Origin of the sequence: Flavobacterium rhizophilum, assembly GCF_046000485.1 — a bacterium.
GTDB classification, from domain to species: domain Bacteria; phylum Bacteroidota; class Bacteroidia; order Flavobacteriales; family Flavobacteriaceae; genus Flavobacterium; species Flavobacterium rhizophilum.
This window is the reverse complement of sequence record NZ_JBELQB010000006.1, coordinates 112,005-132,607: the sequence shown is the minus strand read 5'-3', so window position 1 is coordinate 132,607 and position 20,603 is coordinate 112,005. Positions and strand designations below refer to the sequence as shown.

20 protein-coding genes are annotated in these 20,603 nt (G+C 39.1%); 12 read left to right on the top strand and 8 right to left on the bottom strand.

Going from position 1 to position 20,603, the window contains the following annotated elements:
* Positions 1 to 95: 95 nt before the first annotated feature.
* From ABS768_RS09370 to ABS768_RS09335, 8 genes are all read left to right on the top strand, one after another.
* Complete coding sequence (locus ABS768_RS09370) at positions 96 to 536, top strand: DUF1573 domain-containing protein (protein ID WP_035131552.1); 441 nt, start codon at positions 96 to 98, stop codon at positions 534 to 536.
* Between the two features lie 131 nt (positions 537 to 667).
* Positions 668 to 1,150: a hypothetical protein gene (locus ABS768_RS09365; RefSeq protein WP_408074710.1), complete on the top strand. Its 483-nt coding sequence runs from the start codon at positions 668 to 670 to the stop codon at positions 1,148 to 1,150.
* Positions 1,140 to 1,340 (top strand): helix-turn-helix transcriptional regulator, encoded by a 201-nt coding sequence (locus ABS768_RS09360; protein WP_408074709.1) that lies wholly within the window; start codon positions 1,140 to 1,142, stop codon positions 1,338 to 1,340. Before ABS768_RS09365 ends, ABS768_RS09360 begins: the two co-directional genes overlap by 11 nt.
* Positions 1,341 to 1,374: 34 nt before the next feature.
* Positions 1,375 to 1,851: a methylated-DNA--[protein]-cysteine S-methyltransferase gene (locus tag ABS768_RS09355; RefSeq protein ID WP_408074708.1), complete on the top strand. Its 477-nt coding sequence runs from the start codon at positions 1,375 to 1,377 to the stop codon at positions 1,849 to 1,851.
* Between the two features lie 94 nt (positions 1,852 to 1,945).
* The gene (locus ABS768_RS09350) at positions 1,946 to 3,160 is read left to right on the top strand and encodes a serine hydrolase domain-containing protein (protein WP_408074707.1); all 1,215 of its coding nucleotides are present in this window, start codon (positions 1,946 to 1,948) and stop codon (positions 3,158 to 3,160) included.
* 3 nt (positions 3,161 to 3,163) lie between these two features.
* Positions 3,164 to 3,877 carry a 3'-5' exonuclease gene (locus tag ABS768_RS09345; protein ID WP_408074706.1) on the top strand — a complete coding sequence of 238 codons (714 nt, stop codon included), beginning with the start codon at positions 3,164 to 3,166 and terminating at the stop codon, positions 3,875 to 3,877.
* Between the two features lie 51 nt (positions 3,878 to 3,928).
* On the top strand, positions 3,929 to 5,617 hold the full coding sequence (locus ABS768_RS09340) for an ABC transporter ATP-binding protein (RefSeq protein WP_408074705.1): 1,689 nt from the start codon (positions 3,929 to 3,931) through the stop codon (positions 5,615 to 5,617).
* Positions 5,617 to 6,243 (top strand): class I SAM-dependent methyltransferase, encoded by a 627-nt coding sequence (locus tag ABS768_RS09335; RefSeq protein WP_408074704.1) that lies wholly within the window; start codon positions 5,617 to 5,619, stop codon positions 6,241 to 6,243. The genes ABS768_RS09340 and ABS768_RS09335 overlap by 1 nt, the downstream gene beginning before the upstream one ends.
* Before the next feature lie 161 nt (positions 6,244 to 6,404).
* On the opposite strand, the gene ABS768_RS09330 is transcribed toward ABS768_RS09335, so the two are convergent.
* The 7 genes from ABS768_RS09330 to ABS768_RS09300 all read right to left on the bottom strand — a co-directional run bounded on the left by ABS768_RS09330 (position 6,405) and on the right by ABS768_RS09300 (position 15,418).
* Positions 6,405 to 7,064 (bottom strand): CoA transferase subunit B, encoded by a 660-nt coding sequence (locus ABS768_RS09330; protein WP_035131535.1) that lies wholly within the window; start codon positions 7,062 to 7,064, stop codon positions 6,405 to 6,407.
* Between the two features lie 2 nt (positions 7,065 to 7,066).
* The gene (locus ABS768_RS09325) at positions 7,067 to 7,768 is read right to left on the bottom strand and encodes a CoA transferase subunit A (protein ID WP_408074703.1); all 702 of its coding nucleotides are present in this window, start codon (positions 7,766 to 7,768) and stop codon (positions 7,067 to 7,069) included.
* Between the two features lie 71 nt (positions 7,769 to 7,839).
* Complete coding sequence (locus tag ABS768_RS09320; protein ID WP_408074702.1) at positions 7,840 to 10,155, bottom strand: penicillin-binding protein 1A; 2,316 nt, start codon at positions 10,153 to 10,155, stop codon at positions 7,840 to 7,842.
* A 10-nt stretch (positions 10,156 to 10,165) separates the two neighbouring features.
* Positions 10,166 to 10,663 carry a gliding motility lipoprotein GldH gene (locus ABS768_RS09315; protein ID WP_408074701.1) on the bottom strand — a complete coding sequence of 166 codons (498 nt, stop codon included), beginning with the start codon at positions 10,661 to 10,663 and terminating at the stop codon, positions 10,166 to 10,168.
* Positions 10,647 to 12,026: a PSP1 domain-containing protein gene (locus ABS768_RS09310; RefSeq protein WP_408074700.1), complete on the bottom strand. Its 1,380-nt coding sequence runs from the start codon at positions 12,024 to 12,026 to the stop codon at positions 10,647 to 10,649. Before ABS768_RS09310 ends, ABS768_RS09315 begins: the two co-directional genes overlap by 17 nt.
* 202 nt (positions 12,027 to 12,228) lie before the next feature.
* Positions 12,229 to 13,572 carry an oxygen-dependent tRNA uridine(34) hydroxylase TrhO gene (gene trhO, locus ABS768_RS09305; protein ID WP_408074699.1) on the bottom strand — a complete coding sequence of 448 codons (1,344 nt, stop codon included), beginning with the start codon at positions 13,570 to 13,572 and terminating at the stop codon, positions 12,229 to 12,231.
* A gap of 106 nt (positions 13,573 to 13,678) precedes the next feature.
* Positions 13,679 to 15,418 carry a hypothetical protein gene (locus ABS768_RS09300; protein ID WP_408074698.1) on the bottom strand — a complete coding sequence of 580 codons (1,740 nt, stop codon included), beginning with the start codon at positions 15,416 to 15,418 and terminating at the stop codon, positions 13,679 to 13,681.
* 144 nt (positions 15,419 to 15,562) lie between these two features.
* Here ABS768_RS09300 and recA point away from each other — a divergent pair, with 144 nt between their 5' ends.
* The 4 genes from recA (at position 15,563) to ABS768_RS09280 (ending at position 19,467) form a co-directional block, all read left to right on the top strand.
* A complete protein-coding gene (recA, locus tag ABS768_RS09295; RefSeq protein WP_330442439.1) occupies positions 15,563 to 16,567 on the top strand; it encodes a recombinase RecA in 1,005 nt (334 codons plus the stop codon).
* A gap of 103 nt (positions 16,568 to 16,670) precedes the next feature.
* Positions 16,671 to 17,093, top strand: coding sequence for a hypothetical protein (locus ABS768_RS09290; protein ID WP_408074697.1), 423 nt, complete (start codon positions 16,671 to 16,673; stop codon positions 17,091 to 17,093).
* 26 nt (positions 17,094 to 17,119) lie between these two features.
* Positions 17,120 to 17,668, top strand: coding sequence for an RNA polymerase sigma factor (locus ABS768_RS09285; RefSeq protein ID WP_408074696.1), 549 nt, complete (start codon positions 17,120 to 17,122; stop codon positions 17,666 to 17,668).
* Positions 17,665 to 19,467, top strand: coding sequence for a porin family protein (locus ABS768_RS09280; protein ID WP_408074695.1), 1,803 nt, complete (start codon positions 17,665 to 17,667; stop codon positions 19,465 to 19,467). Before ABS768_RS09285 ends, ABS768_RS09280 begins: the two co-directional genes overlap by 4 nt.
* Here ABS768_RS09280 and ABS768_RS09275 read toward each other — a convergent pair.
* Positions 19,464 to 20,600 (bottom strand): lycopene cyclase family protein, encoded by a 1,137-nt coding sequence (locus ABS768_RS09275; RefSeq protein ID WP_408074694.1) that lies wholly within the window; start codon positions 20,598 to 20,600, stop codon positions 19,464 to 19,466. The genes ABS768_RS09280 and ABS768_RS09275 overlap by 4 nt on opposite strands.
* Positions 20,601 to 20,603: the final 3 nt, after the last annotated feature.

Sequence of the window (20,603 nt, the reverse complement as noted above, 5' to 3'; positions counted from 1 at the left end):
TTTGAAGCTGATTAACAAATTTGTGGATTTTAGTAAATATATTTGTGATGTTACAAAGCGAAAAACAGTATTAACCAAATTTAATAATTCAAATTATGAAAACATTAAAACTTTCATTATTTGCAGTGGTAGGAGCGTTATTTTTTGTTTCTAACTCAGCAAATGCTCAAACAGCGACTGCTAAAAAAGTGACGAACCTTACAGAAGCTAAAACTTCTGAGCCATCAAAAATAACATGGACTGAAGACGTATTCAACTTTGGTGAGGTAGAAAAAGGTCATCCTGCATCTCACGAGTTTACATTTAAAAACACTACAGATCAGACTATATTAATCACTCACGTAAAAGCATCTTGCGGATGTACTGCTACTAACTATACTAAAACTCCTATCAAACCGGGAGAAACAGGTAGCGTAACTGCAACTTACAATGCAGCTAATCCGGGTAACTTTACTAAAACTATTACAGTTACCACTAACGATAGCGATGTGAAAAAAGTACTTACGATTAAAGGTAAAGTTGTTGCTCAGCAATAACTAAGTTTTCATAGCAATTCGATAAGAAACCATCAGGCAACTGGTGGTTTTTTTTATTTCATAATGTAAAGTTTATTTTACATTATGAAAAATTTGTTTTACATTTGACTTCTAACTTTAAATCAATCAATATGAAAACGAACTATTTATTCCCGTACAGGTTAAAAAAGATTAGTGGTGTTATTTTTCTGATTTCCTTTATAGTATTAACACTGCTGTATTTTTTAGATGGTTTTGAAAAGTTTCCTATAAAGGCAAAGGTTTTTGCTATAGTTGCAGACTATGCTATGTTGGGTGAAACAAAAAGGTTTGGGTGGATAGAAGATTCTGTTACCGATGAAATACTTGTTATACTTACAATCGTATTTGGTATAATATTCGCCTTTTCTAAAGAGAAATATGAAGACGAAATGGTGGCATCAGTACGCTTGCATAGTTTGGTATGGGCTACAATAATCAACTATATTCTTATTGTATTGAGCTATATGTTTATTTACGGAATGCCATTTCTAACGGTAATGAGTGCTATTATGTTCTCACAGCTTCTTATCTTTATCATCCTGTTTCGCTACAATATTTACAAACTTAACAAGGCAGGGACAGATGAAGAATAACATAAAAGTACAACGCGCCATATATAATTTTACACAACAGGATCTTGCCGATAAAATAGGTGTAAGCAGGCAAACTATTAATGCTATGGAAAAGGGCAAATATGTGCCTTCAACCGCATTGGCATTAAAACTGTCGCAGTTGTTTAAAATAAGTGTAAACGAAATATTTGAACTGGAAGCCGAAGATTAAGTCGGTATCTTTAACCCTGTAAAACATTCTTGTCATGGCAGAAGCATATATACAGTCGCCTCTTGGTATTACCCTTATAGAAGGGGACGGAGAGGGTGTGTCTAAAATTTCTGTTCTGGATGATAAGGATATTAAACAATCTCAAACCATACCGAAGGAACTGGAAGATGCAGCCCTGCAATTACAGGAATATTTTAACGGTAAGCGTACTGATTTTAGCTTTAAGCTCAATCCTCAAGGTACCGATTTCCAGAAAAAAGTATGGAATGCCCTGCTGGAAATACCTTTTGGTAAAACCACTTCCTATCAGGACCTTTCCATAAAATTGGGAGATGTAAAAGCTATAAGGGCAGTAGCAAGTGCTAATGGTAAAAATCCGTTATGGATTGTAGTGCCCTGCCACCGAGTTATAGGCAGTGACGGTTCGCTTACGGGTTATGCGGGCGGACTATGGCGCAAAAAATGGCTGTTGGAGCATGAAAACCCTGTAAAGCAACAGTCCCTTTTCTAACTCGGTTTTTTCTTAACACATTCCGCACATCGGTGTGGTGCTATGGTAGCAAAAATTATGTAAATTCGTAACCATAGTCATTAAAACCAACCCAATGAGATTTCTTAAAAAATTTATTATATGGCTTGTTGTAATCATTGCAGCCATAGTAGCATTACTATATATATTTAATGTAGACTATTTAATAAAAGCGGTAAGGGTAGTATACCTTAACGGTAAAACTACAGCCTTTTTGGACGACTACGAATACTTTGATAACCGTGTGGTGGAAAATGGCACAGGGCAGCCCTGGGCAACCCACACCGATTATAATAAAGTTTCTGCAACCGAAAGACTGGAGGATACCCACCAAAAACTGGGAACGATAGCCTACCTTATTATTAAAAATGACAGTATTTGGCATGAGAGTTATTATGACGGTTATGGTAAGGATTCCAAAACCAATTCATTCTCAATGGCAAAAAGTATTGTTTCGGCTGCGCTTTTCAAAGCTATTATGGAAGGAAAGATAAAAGGGGCCGACCAAAAAGTATCTGATTTTTATCCTGAATATAAAGAAGGTTATGCTGCCGAACTTACTGTGGGCGACCTTTCGTCTATGGCTACCGCTTTAGACTGGGGCGAGCAGTACAGCAGTCCGTTTTCGGTAACCACCCGTGCTTACTTTGATGATAATCTTCCGCAAACGGTACTTGATGTAAAAGTAACTGAAGAACCGGGTAAAGAATTTGTATATGTAAGCGGTGCAACCGAACTGCTGGCTATGGTGCTTACCAAAGCTACAGGACAAACACTCTCTGAATATGTGTCGGATAAATTCTGGAAACCTATGGGGGCCGAAAATCCTGCATTATGGCAACTTGACGAACCAGACGGAATTGAAAAGGCTTACTGCTGTTTTGCCAGTAACGCCCGTGACTTTGCCCGTTTTGGTAAACTGTTTTTACATGAAGGAAACTGGAACGGTAACCAGATTATCGATTCTGCTTACGTGAACAAAATGGTAACACCGCGTTTCCCGGAGTCGCCACAATATGGTTATGGCTGGTGGATAAACCAGTACCTAAACAAAAAAATGTATTACATGCGTGGGCATTTGGGGCAGTTTGTAATTGTGGTGCCACAGGATAATGTGATTATCGTGCGCCTGGGGCATACCAAAGGATTACAAACAGCACAGGACCCACATAGTAACGATTTTTATGTATATGTAGATGAGGCTTATAAAATGATGGGAATGCTTAAGCCTGATGAGGGTAAAGGCAATAGCCTGCAAATGACTATGGAAGAAGCTCAAAAGGAGGAATAATTTATGATAGAGAGGATAAACCTTGAAAATATACTTTTTTTAGATATTGAAACTGTTCCAGAGGAAAGGCATTTTGGTTTGCTGGACGAGGAAACACAATCGCTGTTTGAACAAAAAACGGCTTACCAGCGCAAGGACGAATATACTCCCGAGGAGTTTTATGACCGTGCAGGTATTTGGGCCGAGTTTGGTAAGATAGTCTGCCTTTCGGCAGGGTTCTTTACCTTTCGTGGCGACATAAGGCACTTTAGGGTTACCTCCTTTTTTGGGGAGGAAGCAAAGATATTAAAAGACTTCAGTAACCTGCTTAACAACCATTTCAGTCAGCCACAGCATATTATGTGTGGGCATAATGCCAAGGAATTTGATTTTCCTTTTATAGCCCGAAGGATGATAATAAACGGAATCACCATACCTAACAAACTGAATCTTTTTGGTAAAAAACCGTGGGAAGTACCACACCTGGATACCATGGAGTTGTGGAAGTTTGGTGATTATAAAAGTTTTACTTCGTTAAAACTACTTACCAAAGTACTGGGTATACCTTCTCCAAAAGGAGATATAGACGGCAGCCAAGTAGGTGAAGTATATTATATAGAAAAAGATATAGACCGTATTGTAACCTATTGTGAAAAGGATGTTATTGCGGTAGCGCAAATATTGTTGCGTTTCCGTCGTGAGGACCTTTTGATAGAAGAAGAAATAATACACGTTTAAAAGGTTACTTTTGTTACAAACCCATTTTTAGGAAACCTTTAATTTTACCACATGAGCGATAGCCTGCTAAATATAAACCATATAACAATTTCGGCTAGGAAAGAAGGACAATGGACACCCATTGTGCATGATAGTACCTTTACACTTGAGCAAAACGAGATACTGGGTATAGTGGGCGAATCCGGTAGTGGTAAGTCGGTCACCTCACTGGCGGTGATGGGCCTGCTGCCCAAAGGCATACTACAGGTAACGCAGGGAAGTATTGCTTTTGAGGGCAGGGATATCTCTCAGTTAACCACAAAGGAGATGAGAAGTGTTAGAGGTAATGATATTGCCATGATATTCCAGGAACCTATGAGTTCGCTTAACCCGTCCCTTAAATGCGGTTATCAGGTAGAAGAGATATTAAAGGAGCATACTTCACTCTCACAAAAGGAAATTAAGGCTACTGTGCTTTCCCTTTTTGAAAAGGTAAAACTCCCTAATCCCGGAAAGATATACAACCGTTATCCGCACGAAATTTCGGGAGGGCAAAAACAAAGGGTAATGATAGCTATGGCTATTGCCTGTAAGCCAAAAATACTTATTGCCGATGAACCTACAACGGCACTCGATGTTACCGTACAAAAGGAAATAATACTGCTACTTAAAGAACTGCAACAGGAAACCAAAATGAGTATCATATTCATTTCGCACGACCTGTCGCTGGTATCTGAAATTGCCAACAGGGTATTGGTAATGTACAAAGGCAATATTGTAGAACAGGGAGGAGTAACAGAAATATTTGAAAACCCAAAACATACCTATACCAAAGCCCTTATAAACTCAAGACCATCGCTGGATGTACGCCTTAAAAGACTGCCTACCATTCAGGATTACCTTGAGGGTACGGTTGATAAAACCGAGGTGACTCCGCAACAACGTAAGGAAGGGCACGAAAAACTATACAGTCAGCCACCTTTGCTTGAGGTAATTAATGTGGAAAAGGAATACGTGTCGTCAGCAGGAGTGTTTGGGCGGGATGTAAAATTTAAGGCAGTGAATGATGTGAGCTTTAAAATTTATGAAGGTGAAACACTGGGACTGGTAGGGGAGTCGGGTTGTGGTAAATCTACACTGGGCAATGCCATACTGCAACTGGATAAAGCCACTGCCGGAAGTATTTTATACAAAGGTCAGGATCTTACCAAACTTAGCATATCTGCCATAAGGGAACTCCGCAAGGAAATCCAGATTATATTTCAGGATCCGTATTCTTCCCTAAACCCGAGGATAACTGTGGGTAAAGCCATAATGGAACCTATGAAGGTGCACGGGCTGTATAAAAATGACAAGGAACGTAGGGAAAAAACTATAGAAATACTTAACAGGGTAGGACTGGGAGAAGAACATTTTAACCGTTATCCGCACGAGTTTTCGGGAGGGCAGCGTCAGCGTATAGGAATTGCGCGTACCATTGCCCTGCAACCCAAATTGATTGTTTGTGATGAATCGGTTTCAGCACTCGATATTTCGGTGCAGGCGCAGGTGCTTAACCTGCTTAATGAACTCAAGGAGAATTTCGGGTTTACCTATATATTTATTTCACACGACCTTGCAGTGGTTAAGTATATGAGCGACCAGGTACTGGTTATGAATAAGGGGGAGATTGAGGAAATGAATGAGGCCGATGCACTGTATGAACATCCTCAAAAGGAATACACTAAAAAGCTTATTGAAGCGATACCAAAAGGAAACTAATGATGACTACCGAATTTGACAGGAAGAAACACTGGGAAAATATATATACTACAAAACAGCTTAACGAGGTGAGCTGGTACCAGCCCAATCCCGAAACGGCTTTGGGGTATGTACAAAAATTTAACCTGTCTAAAGATGCTAAGATTATTGACATAGGTGGAGGCGACAGTTTTTTTGCCGATGCACTGTTGGGCTTGGGCTATAGTAATATTACGGTTTTGGATATTTCTGAAGCCTCATTGGAAAGAGCCAAAAACAGACTGGGTAAGAATGCCGGGAAAGTGAATTGGATAGCGTGTGACATTACCGAATTTACCCCTGCCGAAAAATATGATTTTTGGTTTGATCGTGCCGCTTTTCATTTTTTAACCAATGATAATGATGTTGCTAATTATATTAGCAATACTGTGAAAGCCATTGCAGATAATGGTATCGCTGTCATCGGGACTTTTTCGGAAAACGGACCTTTAAAATGCAGTGGTATTGAAATCAAGCAGTACTCTAAGGAAGGTTTGGCTTCACGTTTTGAGTCGTATTTTGATACTATAGAATGTATTAATCTGGATCATAAAACCCCGTTTGATACTGTACAGAATTTTACCTTTTGCAGTTTCAGGAGGAAATAAAAAAGCTATTTGAATTTCCCATTTCGAGAGTAATGGAATGGAGTCGAGACATGAGGCTGTAAGCCGAACTGATGAAATAAATCTAAATTTATCTGAGATTTCTCCTTTCGTCGAAATGACAAAGAGCTGCCTGAAAACAATTCAGGCAGCTCTTTGTTTATTTAATCTATTACCATTTCAGGAATATCTCCTTCAACAATCAGGGTTCCTTCGGTAGCATTTTTAATATCTTCAACAGTTACGCCAGGGGCACGTTCCAATAGTTTAAATCCTTCCGGCACTATTTCAAGAACAGCCAGTTCGGTAACTATTTTTTTTACGCAACCCACACCGGTTAACGGTAGCGAACATCTTTTTAATAGTTTAGATTCTCCTGCTTTATTTACATGCATCATGGCTACGATGATGTTTTCGGCAGAAGCTACTAAGTCCATGGCACCACCCATACCTTTTACCATTTTACCCGGAATTTTCCAGTTGGCAATATCTCCGTTCTCAGCCACTTCCATAGCTCCTAAAATTGTAAGGTCTACGTGCTGCCCGCGGATCATACCAAAACTCATTGCCGAATCAAAAAACGAGGCGCCCGGTAATGTGGTTATGGTTTGTTTACCTGCATTGATTACGTCGGCATCTTCCTCACCCTCATAAGGGAAAGGCCCCATGCCCAGTACACCATTCTCACTCTGGAATTCTACCGATATATCTTCCCTAACATAATTGGCAACCAAGGTTGGGATACCAATACCAAGGTTAACAAAATATCCGTCTTTAACTTCTTTTGCTATTCTTTTTGCGATTTGCTCTTTACCTAATGCCATGATTAATTACGTTTTCTGGTTGTACGTTGCTCAATTCTCTTCTCGTATTTTTCTCCTTTAAAAATACGCTTCACAAATATCCCAGGAATATGTATTTGGTTAGGGTCAAGTTCTCCTGCAGGAACCAGTTCTTCCACTTCGGCAACAGTTATTTTTGCTGCCCCTGCCATGCATGAGTTAAAGTTTCTGGCAGTACCTTTAAAAATAAGGTTACCTGCTTCATCACCTTTCCAGGCTTTTACTATAGCAAAATCAGCTTTATAAGCCTCTTCAAGAATATGCATTTTACCGTTAAACTCTCTCGCTTCTTTACCCTCAGCTACTTCGGTACCATATCCGGCAGGAGTATAGAATGCAGGGATACCTGCCTGTGCAGCACGGCATTTTTCTGCCAGTGTTCCCTGTGGTGTAAGTTCAACTTCAAGCTCGCCACTTAACATCTGTCTTTCAAACTCGGCATTCTCACCTACATAAGAAGAAATCATTTTTTTGATTTGCTTTTTCTGTAGTAAGAGTCCAAGGCCAAAATCGTCTACTCCGGCATTGTTTGAAATACAGGTTAGGTTAGTAGTGCCTCTTTTTACCAGTTCGGCAATACTGTTTTCAGGAATACCGCAAAGGCCAAAACCGCCCAGCATTATAGTCATCCCGTCTTTTATATCGCGTAAAGCTTCCTCAACGTTTTGTACTTTTTTATTAATCATACAATGTATTTTAGTTTTGAGGGATAAATATATAAAAAAACGCCCTCTTGAGGGGCGTTTTTTTATGAGATTTAGAATTCACTTAAATCTATTTGTTTTACTGCGGTGGAATCGACTTCTGTTTCTTTTTTCTCTTTGCAGTCCACATCTATTGTTAGATTATCAGGGCGTTCAAAGTCTTTATTCGATAGGGTAACGGTTTTATCGTTATAACATTTTTTCATGTATAAAGCCCATATTGGCAGTGCCATGGTAGCTCCCTGACCGTAAGTAATACTTCTAAAGTGAGCTGCACGGTCATCGTTACCTACCCAAACTCCGGTTGCTAAATCAGGTACCATACCGATAAACCAACCGTCCGACTGGTTTTGTGTTGTACCTGTTTTACCTGCAATAGGGTTAGGGAATTGGTATGGGTGACCGGTAACACGTTTATAATAAGGAAGAGTTGTTTTTCCTGTTCTTAATCTTGTACCCGAACCTCCACGTGTAACACCTTCCAGAAGTTTTACAACCGTATAGGCAATATCCTTATTAAACACTTCTACCGGTTTTGCTACCGGCTGGTAAAGTACCACTCCGTTTTTATCTTCTATACGTGTAATTACTATCGGTTTGATATATAATCCCTGGTTAGCAAAAGTACTGTAGGCAGCAACCATTTCGCTTACTGTAACATCTACAGCACCCAGTGCGATAGCAGGTTGTTCAGGTATGTTTGATGTAATGCCCAGACGGTGTGTAAGATCTACCACTGTTTTTGGGCCTACACGTTCCATAAGTTTTGCCGAAGCCGTATTTACAGAGTTTGCAAGTGCTTCACTATACGGAATCATACCTTTGTATTTACCGTCAGAGTTTCTTGGGCTCCAAGGCTGTTCAATACCAAACTTACCTTTTGGCATGGTATAAGGTGAGTCGTTAATAGAGTCACAAGGTGATATGTGCAACTGCTCTATAGCTGTGGCATATACAAAAGGCTTAAAGGTAGAACCTACCTGTCTTGCTCCCTGTGCCACGTGGTCGTACTGGAAGTATTTATAATCTATACCGCCTACCCATGCCATAACATGCCCGGTTTGTGGCCTCATAGACATCATACCGGTTTGCAGGAAGTTTTTGTAATACCTTATAGAGTCCATAGGAGTCATAATAGTATCTTTCTCGCCTTTCCATGTAAAAATCCTCATTTTGGTTTTTACATCAAATGACTTACGGACTTCTTCCTCGCTTTTACCATCTTCAGTCATTAGTCTCCAACGATCAGAGTTTTTCATAGCCCTGTTAAGAATTCTTTGCGTTTCTTCCTGAGATATGTTTCTGAAAGGTGCGTTTTTATTGTTTTTATTGTCAATAAAAAACTGCTCCTGCAGGTTAGAAAGGTGTTCGTGTACCGCTTGCTCAGCATACTTTTGCATGCGGGAGTCAATGGTTACGTATATTTTTAAACCGTCTTTATAAATGTTATATTCGGTACCGTCTTCTTTAGGGTTATCCTTCACCCATTTACCCATAAATTCCCTTAGATATTCACGGAAGTAAGTAGCAATACCTTCATTATGCGTTTCCGGGCTATAGTGAAGCTCAATTGGTTTAGCCTGTAATGCTTTTTTCTCCTCTTCGGTAATAAAATCGTTTTTCGCTAACTGATGGAAAACAATGTCTCTTCTGTATTTAGATCGGTCAGGATGTGATTTAGGATTAAATCGGGAAGGGTTGGTAAGCATACCTACAATTACAGCCGACTCTTCCACTGTAAGGTTTTTAGGTTCTTTACCAAAGTATATTTTTGCAGCCGAACGTATACCTACTGCCTGATTAACAAAATCTACCGTATTTAGGTACATGGCAAGAATTTCGTCTTTGGTATACTGTTTTTCCAGTCGGGTAGCTATAACCCATTCTTTGGCTTTCTGGATTATCCTCATGATAAGGTTTTTGGATCCTTCACCATGAAAAAGGTTTTTGGCAAGCTGTTGGGTAATAGTACTGGCACCACCATCACGTCCTAAAAAAACAACGGCTCTTATAGTACCTCTGGCATCGATGCCCGAGTGATCGTAGTAACGCTCATCCTCTGTTGAGGTTAATGCATCAACCAAATTTTGCGGCAAATCGGCAAACTTTACCGGAGTACGGTTTTGGGTATAGAATTTACCCAGTGTTTCACCATCTGAAGAAATGATTTCGGTAGCAACATTAGATTCCGGATTTTCCAGTTCCTCGAAGGTAGGCATGTGACCAAACAGCCCCCACGAAGCAAAAAGGAAAAAGAATACAGCCATCAGTACCCCGATGATGTATATCTTCCAGAATGTTTTAATGTACTTGGAGAAATTTTCCGGTTGCTTATTGTTATTTGCAGCACCCTTTTTCTTTGTTGCCATAACTATATTTTTATTCTTCTTTAGATTCTATCCTGAAACCCACTTCGGTAACGCCTTCCAGCTCCTCTACACCGGGTATGCTGCCCGCTTTTCTAACCGCCTGCTCAATCTTCACGGTGTAGCTGCCGGCTTTAGGAAAATTATATTCGCCCTCAAAGCCTTTGTACCAAAGTTTACTTTCCTTAACATCAGAGAAACCTTTACCCATAAGCGAACCGTCGGGGTTTGCCATCATGTACTCCAGTGTATCGGTAACCGTTACACCGTCAGGCTGTTCCAGGTTTACAATAAGGAATATATTATTAAACGGATAATTATTGTTGTTTCTTATGTTAACAAACATATTGTAAGGAGAAACGGTATCGTTTTGCTCAAACTGAAACGAAACGATACTGTCTTTATTCCATGTGCCGTTAAAGGCCTTGTAGTCGTCAAATACGCGCTTTTTGTCGCAAGATGCGGTAAGGAAAAGCAGTCCTAAAGCTATAAGGCTATTTCTTATCAGCATTTTTATTGTCAGATGATGGTTTATTATTGTTGTTAGAAGGTTTTTTCCTTCTGTTATTATTACCTCCCTGTTTATTATTTGGCCTGTTACCTCCCTCTTTAGGAGCACCGCCTCCCTGCTGTTTGTTAGCAGGTTTATTGTTGTTGCCTCCGTTGTTACGGTTTTGGTTAGGCTTAGCCGTTTTTGCCGGTTTTTCTGTTGCCGGAGCGTCAGCTGTAACCTTTTTCTTTTTGGAAGAAGGTCTTTTCTTTTTGTTCTTTGGTTTATCAAAACGGGTAAGGCTGTCCTGTCCTACAACATTCTGGAAGCTTTTCTCTATGCTTTCCTCGCTTGTGGTATCTGGTTCAATAGCATAATCTTCTAACGCGGCAATACGCTTGTGTTCCTTATTAAGGTCTACAATTTCCTTAACCTGATCGGCGCTTATAACATGCCAGTGTGCCATATTGTTAGTATAGGCAAACCACATAAGTCCTTTAAAAATATCTACCTTTTGGCAAACGGCATCACCTTTTTCGGTATACAGTTTAGTATCAAGGTCCGGTAATTCCTTAAGTGCATCAAGATAAGTGTCCAGCTCGTAGTTAAGGCAGCATTTAAGCTTACCACACTGTCCGGCCAGTTTTTGCGGGTTTAGCGAAAGCTGCTGGTAACGCGCTGCAGAGGTGTTTACACTCCTGAAATCGGTTAACCATGTAGAGCAGCAAAGTTCCCTACCGCAGGAACCGATACCTCCAAGCCTTGCCGCTTCCTGACGGAAACCAACCTGCTTCATCTCGATCCTGATACCAAACTCCCTTGCATAATCCTTAATTAGCTGACGGAAGTCCACACGGTCGTTAGCCGTATAGTAGAACGTAGCTTTAGAACCGTCGCCCTGAAACTCAATGTCTGATATTTTCATTTCAAGGTTAAGCTTAATAGCCAGCTCTCGGGCAATAACCTTCATAGGTTCTTCCCTGTTGCGTACCTCGCTCCATATATCAATATCCTTTTGGGTTGCTTTACGGTATATTTTAAGTACCTCCCCGTTAGGATCTGCATTCTTTTTTTTCATTTGTACCTTAACCAGTTCCCCGGTTAGGGTTACAATACCTATATCGTGACCCGGCGAAGCTTCGGTAGCGACAATGTCGCCTATGCTTAGCGTTAGTTTTTCGTTATTTCTGTAAAAGTCTTTTCTTCCGTTTTTAAAGCGAACCTCCACACAATTAAATACCTCTTCACCACCCGGCAGGCTCATATTAGAAAGCCAGTCAAAAACAGTAAGTTTATTACAACTGTCCGTCCCGCAAGTGCCATTATTTTTACATCCTCTGGGCGTTCCGTCTTTGGAGCCCGTAGAACAGTTTGTACATGCCATAATTTCTTAAATATATATTGATCGCGGATGAAACCGCTACTGATTCTTAAATGATTTTGTGTGTAAAGATAGTATTTTTAACCTAATATTTCGTGAATGTAATCATAAAGCGCAAAGCCGGTTGTGAGGGCTGATTATCAGTGCCTGCAATAAAAAAAAGCCTGCACATTGTGCAGGCTTTTGTATGTATGTGGTATGTGATTTATTCTGTTACTTTAAACAGCTTGTCTGAAAGGCGTATCCTGAACGGAACCTCAAAGGTAATCCTGTCACCTTTTACCGCAGTATTGCCCTCTTTACCGTTAACGAACATTTTGTTTAAAACCAGTTCCTGCTCCCCTGTGCTTGGGCCAACAATCATGATTTTATCTCCGGTATTAAGTTCGTGATTTTCTATAGTGAACTGTGCGATAGACGCTTTTGTAAAGTAGTGGTCTCCTTTACCAACAAGCACTTTTCTCACTTTTTTAACCGTTTTTGCCTTAGCAAGTGGAGTGCTCGTTACGGCATCGCCGGTTTTTTTGTAGGTAAGCCTGTCTGATTTTCCTTTTTTGAAGATCATGTTACCGTTCATAATACCACGGCGAAGTGCTTTTTGCTCCTCTTCCGGCATGTGTATTATTTCCTGGCAGGCTTCGCTACAGCAGTTTTCGCTGGCAGCCTTACAGTCGTCACACTGAATAAACAGCAGGTGGCACGCCTCGTTAGCACAGTTGGTGTGGTTGTCACACGGTTTACCGCACTGGTGGCACTGCGACACAATATCGTCTGTAATACGCTCACCCAAACGGTGGTCGAATACAAAGTTTTTACCTATGAATTTGCTTTCTATACCTTCGGCTTTTACCTGACGGGTGTACTCAATAATACCACCCTCAAGCTGGTATACGTTTTTAAATCCTTTATGCTTAAAGAAAGCACTTGCCTTTTCACAACGGATACCCCCTGTACAGTACATTAACAGGTTTTTATCGTCTTTATGTTCAGCTAACTGGTTTTCTATAATAGGCAGGGACTCCCTAAACGTGTCAACATCCGGCTTAATAGCGCCAACAAAGTGGCCTATTTCGCTCTCGTAGTGGTTACGCATATCCACCACTATGGTGTTAGGGTCGTTAAGCATAGAGTTAAACTCGTTTGCTTTAAGGTGTACCCCTTTATTGGTTACGTCAAAAGTATCATCGTTAAGGCCATCGGCAACAATCTTGCTACGCACTTTGATGGTAAGTTTCAGGAACGAAAGGTCGTCCTGTTCTACCGCTACATTTAGCCTGATGCCTTTCATGAAAGGATAGGTTTCTATAAAGTCCTTAAACTCATAAAAATTATCGGCAGGAAGCGAAAGCTGGGCGTTAATACCCTCTTTAGCCACGTATATCCTACCTAAAACCTCCAGTTGGTTCCAGGCCTTGAACAGGTCATCTCTAAATTGTTGCGGATCTTGAATGTGCGCGTAAGCGTAGAAAGACAGCGTAAGGCGCTGCTTGCCCGATTGCTCTATAAGCTCGGCTCTTTCTTCGGCGCTTAAAGTGTTGAACAGTTGCATGCTATACAAAAATTTAAGTTTCAGAAAGTTATGTGATATCTATGTATCTATATTCCCGGCTCTAAATGGAAGAACCGGGCGGCAAAGATAGGGAAAAATTTTAGGTTTAAAGTAAGATTGATATATAATTATGTTCATCTATGCTTTGTGAGCTGGATATTGCTTTTTTGTTTTTTGAATTTATAATCTCAGCTTCTTTAATAGCTTGTTCTATTGAATTAATTGATTTTTCTTTTATTGATAAGTAGTTTATTGTGTTTACTAATATGTCTAAGTATGTATGAGAATTTTCAACAAGTATTTCTGTAAAATCAGGTACAATACCTACATGGACGATTAAATTCCTTGATCGATACATTCTTTTTATTTGCCATGTAACCTTCCTCTTATGGTTTTCAATATGAGATTTGACACTTTTTAAATCACTAAATTTAGTATGAAATTCACTCATTCTGAATTTAGCTAAAGGGCTTTTTTCCAGTTTTTCATAAAATTCAAACCTAGTGGCTTTATACTTCTCAAGTACGAGTAATGCAGTGAATTTTTCTATTATATTTTCTCCTTCAGTTATAGTTCTTATTTTTGAAAAAAAGAATTTAGAATCAAACCTATTGATACTTCTGATTAATTCATCAATTTGTTTTCTAATATATCTATTTAATAAAAAAGGGAGTAAATGTTGTATTACTTGATCGATTTTAGAAGTATTATTATATCCTACTAATAATGTTTCAAAAGCAATCCAGTTTTGAAGAAGTTGATTTTCAATAATTTTATTTTGAACTGATAAGCCATGTAAATCTATTACTCGGTCGTATTTTGAAAAAGACGATTTGTCTAGTTGTAAACCTTTAATTAAAGAATTTAATTTAATAGCTGCCTTTTTGGGTTTCCAATCATAATTTTTAGCCATAGCAGATACTCTTTCGTTTATTATGAAAGATTCATTGTCATTCTCAATTACTAAGGCTTTTTTAGACCAATCAGGATGATTTCTGTGATGAAAAAAAACAAAAAGCTTAGAGAGTTTATTCACTTTGTATTCAGCTATATTTTTAGCTGTTAATGGGTCGTAGCACTTGATTTTTGGTAAAACAAGAAACCTTTGATTTTTATTTTTACTGAATAAAAAATTCTTTTTATCAAACTTTTTTAACTCATTATCAACTGAATTTGTTATTTCGCATTTGAATATTGGAGAAGTATTTGATATTTCATCAAAAATATCAGAAGCTTTTAATATAACTGTATATATTTTGAGGTTGTATTCGAAATTTGAAAAAAACTTTTCTAAGCTATCAAAGTTTTCAATTTTGTCTTTTGAGAAAAAAATGCTGTTGACCTTTAAATTAATAAAAGCTTGACTATAGCCTAAGTTAATTAATGAACTAATATAGTTAGTGGAAAGTTCATAAATTAATTTTTTCTCTTTATTAGATTTAATGATTTCAGTTAGTCTTTTTTTAACAAATTCGATATACTTTCTCGGGCTAAGTTTATGATGTAAAATTTCAATTTTAAGCTTTATTTCTCTTAAGTTCGAATAATCTCCAAAATTTATATAATAGCTTATATCGTCAATTATTTCTTTAACTATACTATCGTTTTTTATTTTGTAAATTAATTCTTCCAAAACCGGTATTATAGATTTTTCAGAAACATTTTCATTTTCAATTTCAGAAATTAATTCAATTGCTTCAGTACAGATTGTCGATGTATTTAAGGCTGGGTACTTAAAGCTGTCTAAAGTGTAGTCAAAAACAAGTTCTTTTATTCGTAATGCAAAGAATAATAAGCAGTCTAAATTTTTATCGTCATTCCAATTAGTAAGTCTTTTTTCTTTCATATGTTAGTAAGGCGTTTAAGTTTTGCTAAATCTAAAAATTTATTTTAACATTTTTAAAAGAAAATTTTCATATAAGATTTTTTTCTATTAATATTGCTACGACAAAAAAAAGCACTAATTTTACTGGAAATTAATAAGCAAAACATGAGCGGAGATAAAGAAGCCAAATTAAAGGCACTGCAGCTAACGCTGGATAAACTGGACAAGGCATATGGTAAAGGTACGGTAATGAAACTGGGCGACCAGGCCGTAGAGGAAGTGGAGGTTATCCCTTCGGGATCGCTGGGGGTAGACCTTGCTCTTGGGGTAAACGGGTACCCGCGCGGAAGGATAATAGAGATATACGGTCCGGAATCATCGGGTAAAACAACCCTTACCCTGCACGCTATTGCCGAAGCGCAAAAAGCCGGCGGTATCGCTGCTTTTGTGGATGCCGAGCATGCTTTTGACCGTCATTATGCCGAAAAATTAGGAGTAGATATTGAAAACCTTATTATATCACAGCCTGACAATGGGGAGCAGGCACTGGAAATTGCCGAAAACCTTATCCGTTCGGGCGCTATTGATATTGTGGTAATTGACTCGGTTGCGGCACTTACGCCAAAAAGTGAGATTGAAGGTGAAATGGGAGATTCAAAAATGGGTCTGCACGCACGTCTTATGTCTCAGGCGTTACGTAAGCTAACCGCTACCATCAGTAAAACACACTGTACGGTATTCTTTATTAACCAGCTGCGTGAAAAAATCGGAGTTATGTTTGGTAACCCTGAAACCACTACGGGTGGTAACGCACTTAAGTTTTATGCTTCGGTAAGGCTTGATATTCGTCGTTCATCACAAATAAAGGACGGTGATAATGTAATAGGTAACCGTACCAAAGTGAAGGTTGTGAAAAACAAGGTAGCGCCACCATTTAAAACTGCCGAATTCGATATTATGTATGGCGAAGGAGTAAGCAAAACGGGTGAGATACTGGATCTTGCGGTTGAGTTTGACATTGTTAAGAAATCGGGTTCTTGGTTTAGCTACGGCGATACAAAACTGGGGCAGGGTAGAGATGCTGTGAAGTCCCTGATTAAGGACAACCCGGAACTCGCCGATGAGCTTGAAGAGAAAATAAAAGAGGCGATTAAAGCAAGTGTTGCCTAAATAAAGTTAAAAGCCCGAATTTTTTCGGGTTTTTTTTGTGTTTAAACGCAACCTTTTGTGCATTTTAGCATCATATTTGTATAATAGAATTGAAAAGGTTTTTATGAGAAAGCTGGTTTTGTTTTTTGTTACTTTATTTTTAATCACCTCATGCTCAATGGACGAGGATAATCCGCAGTTCCATGTGCAGTTTGTACCTGCCGTGGAAGTAACTATGCCGGAATACTTTGTGCACGGGGAAACCTATGAGATAAATGTAAAGTACAAAAGGCCTACAGACTGTTATTTTTATGATGGGTTCTATTATAGTCAGGACGGTAATGCGCTTGTAATAGCCGTGCAAACACTGGTTATTGAAGATGCTAATTGTGAAAGCCTTGAAAGTTTAGACCCTGAAGAGGCCTCATTTACGTTTTCATGCAATCCTGATTATACGGGAACCTCATACCTGTTTAAATTTTATACAGGTAAAGATGGCGACGGACATAATACCTACATGGAGATGGAGGTACCGATAGCACAGTAGTAATAATTGCTAAAATATAAAATCTATTGGGGCTTGAGCAGATAATACAGGATTGCCAAAACAACAGTATTAAGGCACAGGAGCAGCTTTACAGGCTTTTTGCCTCAAAGCTGTTTGCAGTATGCCTTAAATACTCGCGCAATTATGAAGATGCTCAGGACAATTTGCAGGACGGGTTCCTGCTTATATTCAGAAAGATTGGCCAATACCGCTTTCAGGGCTCATTTGAGGGATGGGCAAAAAGGGTAATGGTAAACAACGTTCTTCAAAAATACAGGACAGAAGGTGTTGTAGAACTGGTTAACGAAAACATTCCTGACGAGGAAGACAGCCTGGAGATTGAAGATGATTCGGTATCCATGGATTTTCTCCTTTCAATTATACAGCAGCTGCCCGACAGGTACAGGATGGTTTTTAACCTATATGTGACAGACGGTTTTTCGCATAAGGAAATAGCAGAGATGCTCAGTATAACAGTGGGGACCTCTAAATCAAACCTTGCCAGGGCAAGAATAATATTGAAGGAAAAAATTGAAGCTCACAAGAGCGGGACTAAAGCACAGTCGGCAAAATGAGTGAAAAGAAACACATAGACAGATTATTTCAGGAGAAGTTTAAGGACTTTGAGGTAGCTCCGCCCGACGAGCTATGGGGAAAAATTGAAGCCGAACTTCAGCCTGAGAAAAAGAAAAGAAGAGTTATACCTATCTGGTTCAGGCTGGGCGGTGTTGCCGCAGCCTTAATAATAGGTATGCTGCTTACGCTTCCGTTATTTACCGGAGGGGATAAGGATGGTAATGGTATTGATACCAACACCAACAAGGTTGTATTGGATGGTGCCAAACAAAACAAACAGGATAAAAACGGTAACAGTATAATGCCTGCTACTGATGCCGAAAATGCCGTGGTTACCTCAAGTGATGATGCGCCAGATAATACTACTGTAAACCAGAGCGGGCAAAATGGTTTTAACTCTCAAAACGATACGGCTGCCGAGCAGCAGGGTGGTAACGTTTCAAATACTACCAATAATAACAATAGCCATAATAATGCTGTTGCCTATGATAATAACACAGTAAACAGGGCTGGTAATAAAACAGACTCTGAAGCAAATACGAATAATGTAGGGAATACTACTAAGAGAAATACGGTTATTGTAGAGAACGGTATGCCTGTTCAGCAGGAAGCTAACCGTGCCGTTGCACAACAAGACAATAGTAGTGGTGCAGGTAATATAGAAGGTATTTCTCCTTCAAATCAAGAGAGAAATAACAGTAACCAGGCCATTACTAGCGGAATTATTACTAAGGATAATGATACAGGAGTTGCCGCCAATAATCAGGAGCAAAATAAGCAAAGGGCAAAAGGTGCCGTATCGGGTAACGATGCTAACGGGAATACTATTGGCGAAGAAAATAATCTTATAAATACCCAACAGGGTGAAGATTTACTGAATAATCAGATAAATGCACAAAACAGCGAGTTGGCAGATGCTACTGATGAAACCGATACAACTGCAGTTGCTGCCGAAATGGAAAATGAACTGGATAAAATTCTTCGCGAACAACAGGAAGGTAAAGATGAGGATGAGGCTATAGCCGATGCCGTTAAAAACTACAAGTGGAATGTTAAACCGCAGGTAGCACCATTGTTCTATAACTCCATGTCTCAGGGTTCGCCTATCGATGCGCAGTTTGCCTCAAACAGTAAAAACTATGATGCCGATATGAGTTATGGTGTGGGTATTGACTATGCTATTACCGACAGGCTTTCGGTACGTTCGGGGATTAATACGGTAAACCTTAGCTATGCTACAAATGATGTAGCCTATTATGCTTCTATGGATGGAAGTACTAATAATATTGCTTCAGCAGGAAGGGCTGCTAACATTGTGGTACAAAGTCAAAATATAGCGCCTAATAACGGAGATGTACAGGGTGTTATTGCCAGTGGTCCGGGTGCGGGCACATCAATTACATTTGCATCTAATATTTTCTCTAACCAAAGTTTTGAAGGGCAAATGGTACAGAAAATGGGTTATATAGAGGTGCCGCTTGAAATGTCATACAAACTATTGAAAAGCAAGTTTGGGATTAACCTAATAGGCGGATTCAGTACGCTTTTTCTTAATGATAATAACGTGAGTGTTATATCCAATCAGGGATATAGTACCGAGGTGGGTGAGGCGAGTAACGTAAACAGTGTAAACTTTAGTACAAACTTAGGGGTAGGATTCAAGTATAATTTCTGGAATTCGTTTGAGGCCAGCTTTGAACCAACATTTAAATATCAGGTAAATACCTTTAGCGGAAGCTCGGGTAACTTCAAGCCTTATTTTATAGGGCTGTACTCGGGTATCAGCTTTAAATTTTAAAATATATTTCTCAGGAGAGCCTTTACAAAAAGGCTCTTCGGGCATGTAGCAATTACCTTTAGGTCTTCACTAAGGGAGGTTTCTTCATCCAGAAACTTAAATATAAGCGAGGCTTTTCCTTTTTTAAACATAGCCGAAAATATACTACTTCCTTTTTCATTGCTACGGTACAGTATATCCAGTAACAGTAAATCGTAAAACCAAAAGCGGTTCTTTTTATAGAATTTCCTGAAATCGGTTTCTTTTTCCAGAAAGGTAATTAGTTCCTCTGTTTTCTTATCGGTATTTTTAAAGGTATAGCCCGTACTGGCTTTGGTCCATCCTCCTGCACTGCCTATATTCAGTATGTTTTTAGTATTGTTTTTCCAAAACGGATAAGACGTCATAGGGATACAGCCTTTTTCGGTTTCGGTAATTTCATAATCTGTAATCCCAAGGTTGGTAAGGTATTCTTTTATAACACTGTCATATTCCTCCTCCGGTAAAAGATGTTCAGAGAACAGAGTATATTCCAGTAAAGCTGTGGTAGGGGAGTTAGGCAGTACATACATAAACCTGGTGTTACCCTTTTGCGGAATACTAAAATCCATAAACGTTGCTTTACTGTCGTCAAAAAAAGGAGTTTTGGTTTTTATAAACCAGCCTTTAAAATGTTGCTGTAAAACAGGATATTTTCCTTTTGCTGCGGTTTCAGGTCTGTAAATACTATTAAACAGTTTATTACAGGTGTAGTTTTCTGTTTCGGTATTTACCTGTACATGGCTATCGTGATCGGTAAAGTCAATAACCTTTTGCTGTACAATAGTTATGTTGTTGTGATTAGCTAGTTTAGAAAATATATGGCTGTAAAAGTCAATCCCTTTTACCATTTTGTATTTATAACTCCCGAAATCCAATTCCTTTTTAAAATCATTGCCATGAAACCAGGCACTGTCCCAATGCTTGCTTACAATGGTGTCCCACTTGCCGTTTCCGTTTTCCCAAAAGCACCAGGTGCGGTCGTTTTGCTGTTTGCTGCTACTGTCTAAAAGCAAAATGGGTTTATCGGTCAGCTTTCCTGCCTGTGCCATTTTATAAACAGTCATGAGGGCAGAAAGTCCGCTTCCGGTAAAAATGTAATGGTAATGTTTCATAAA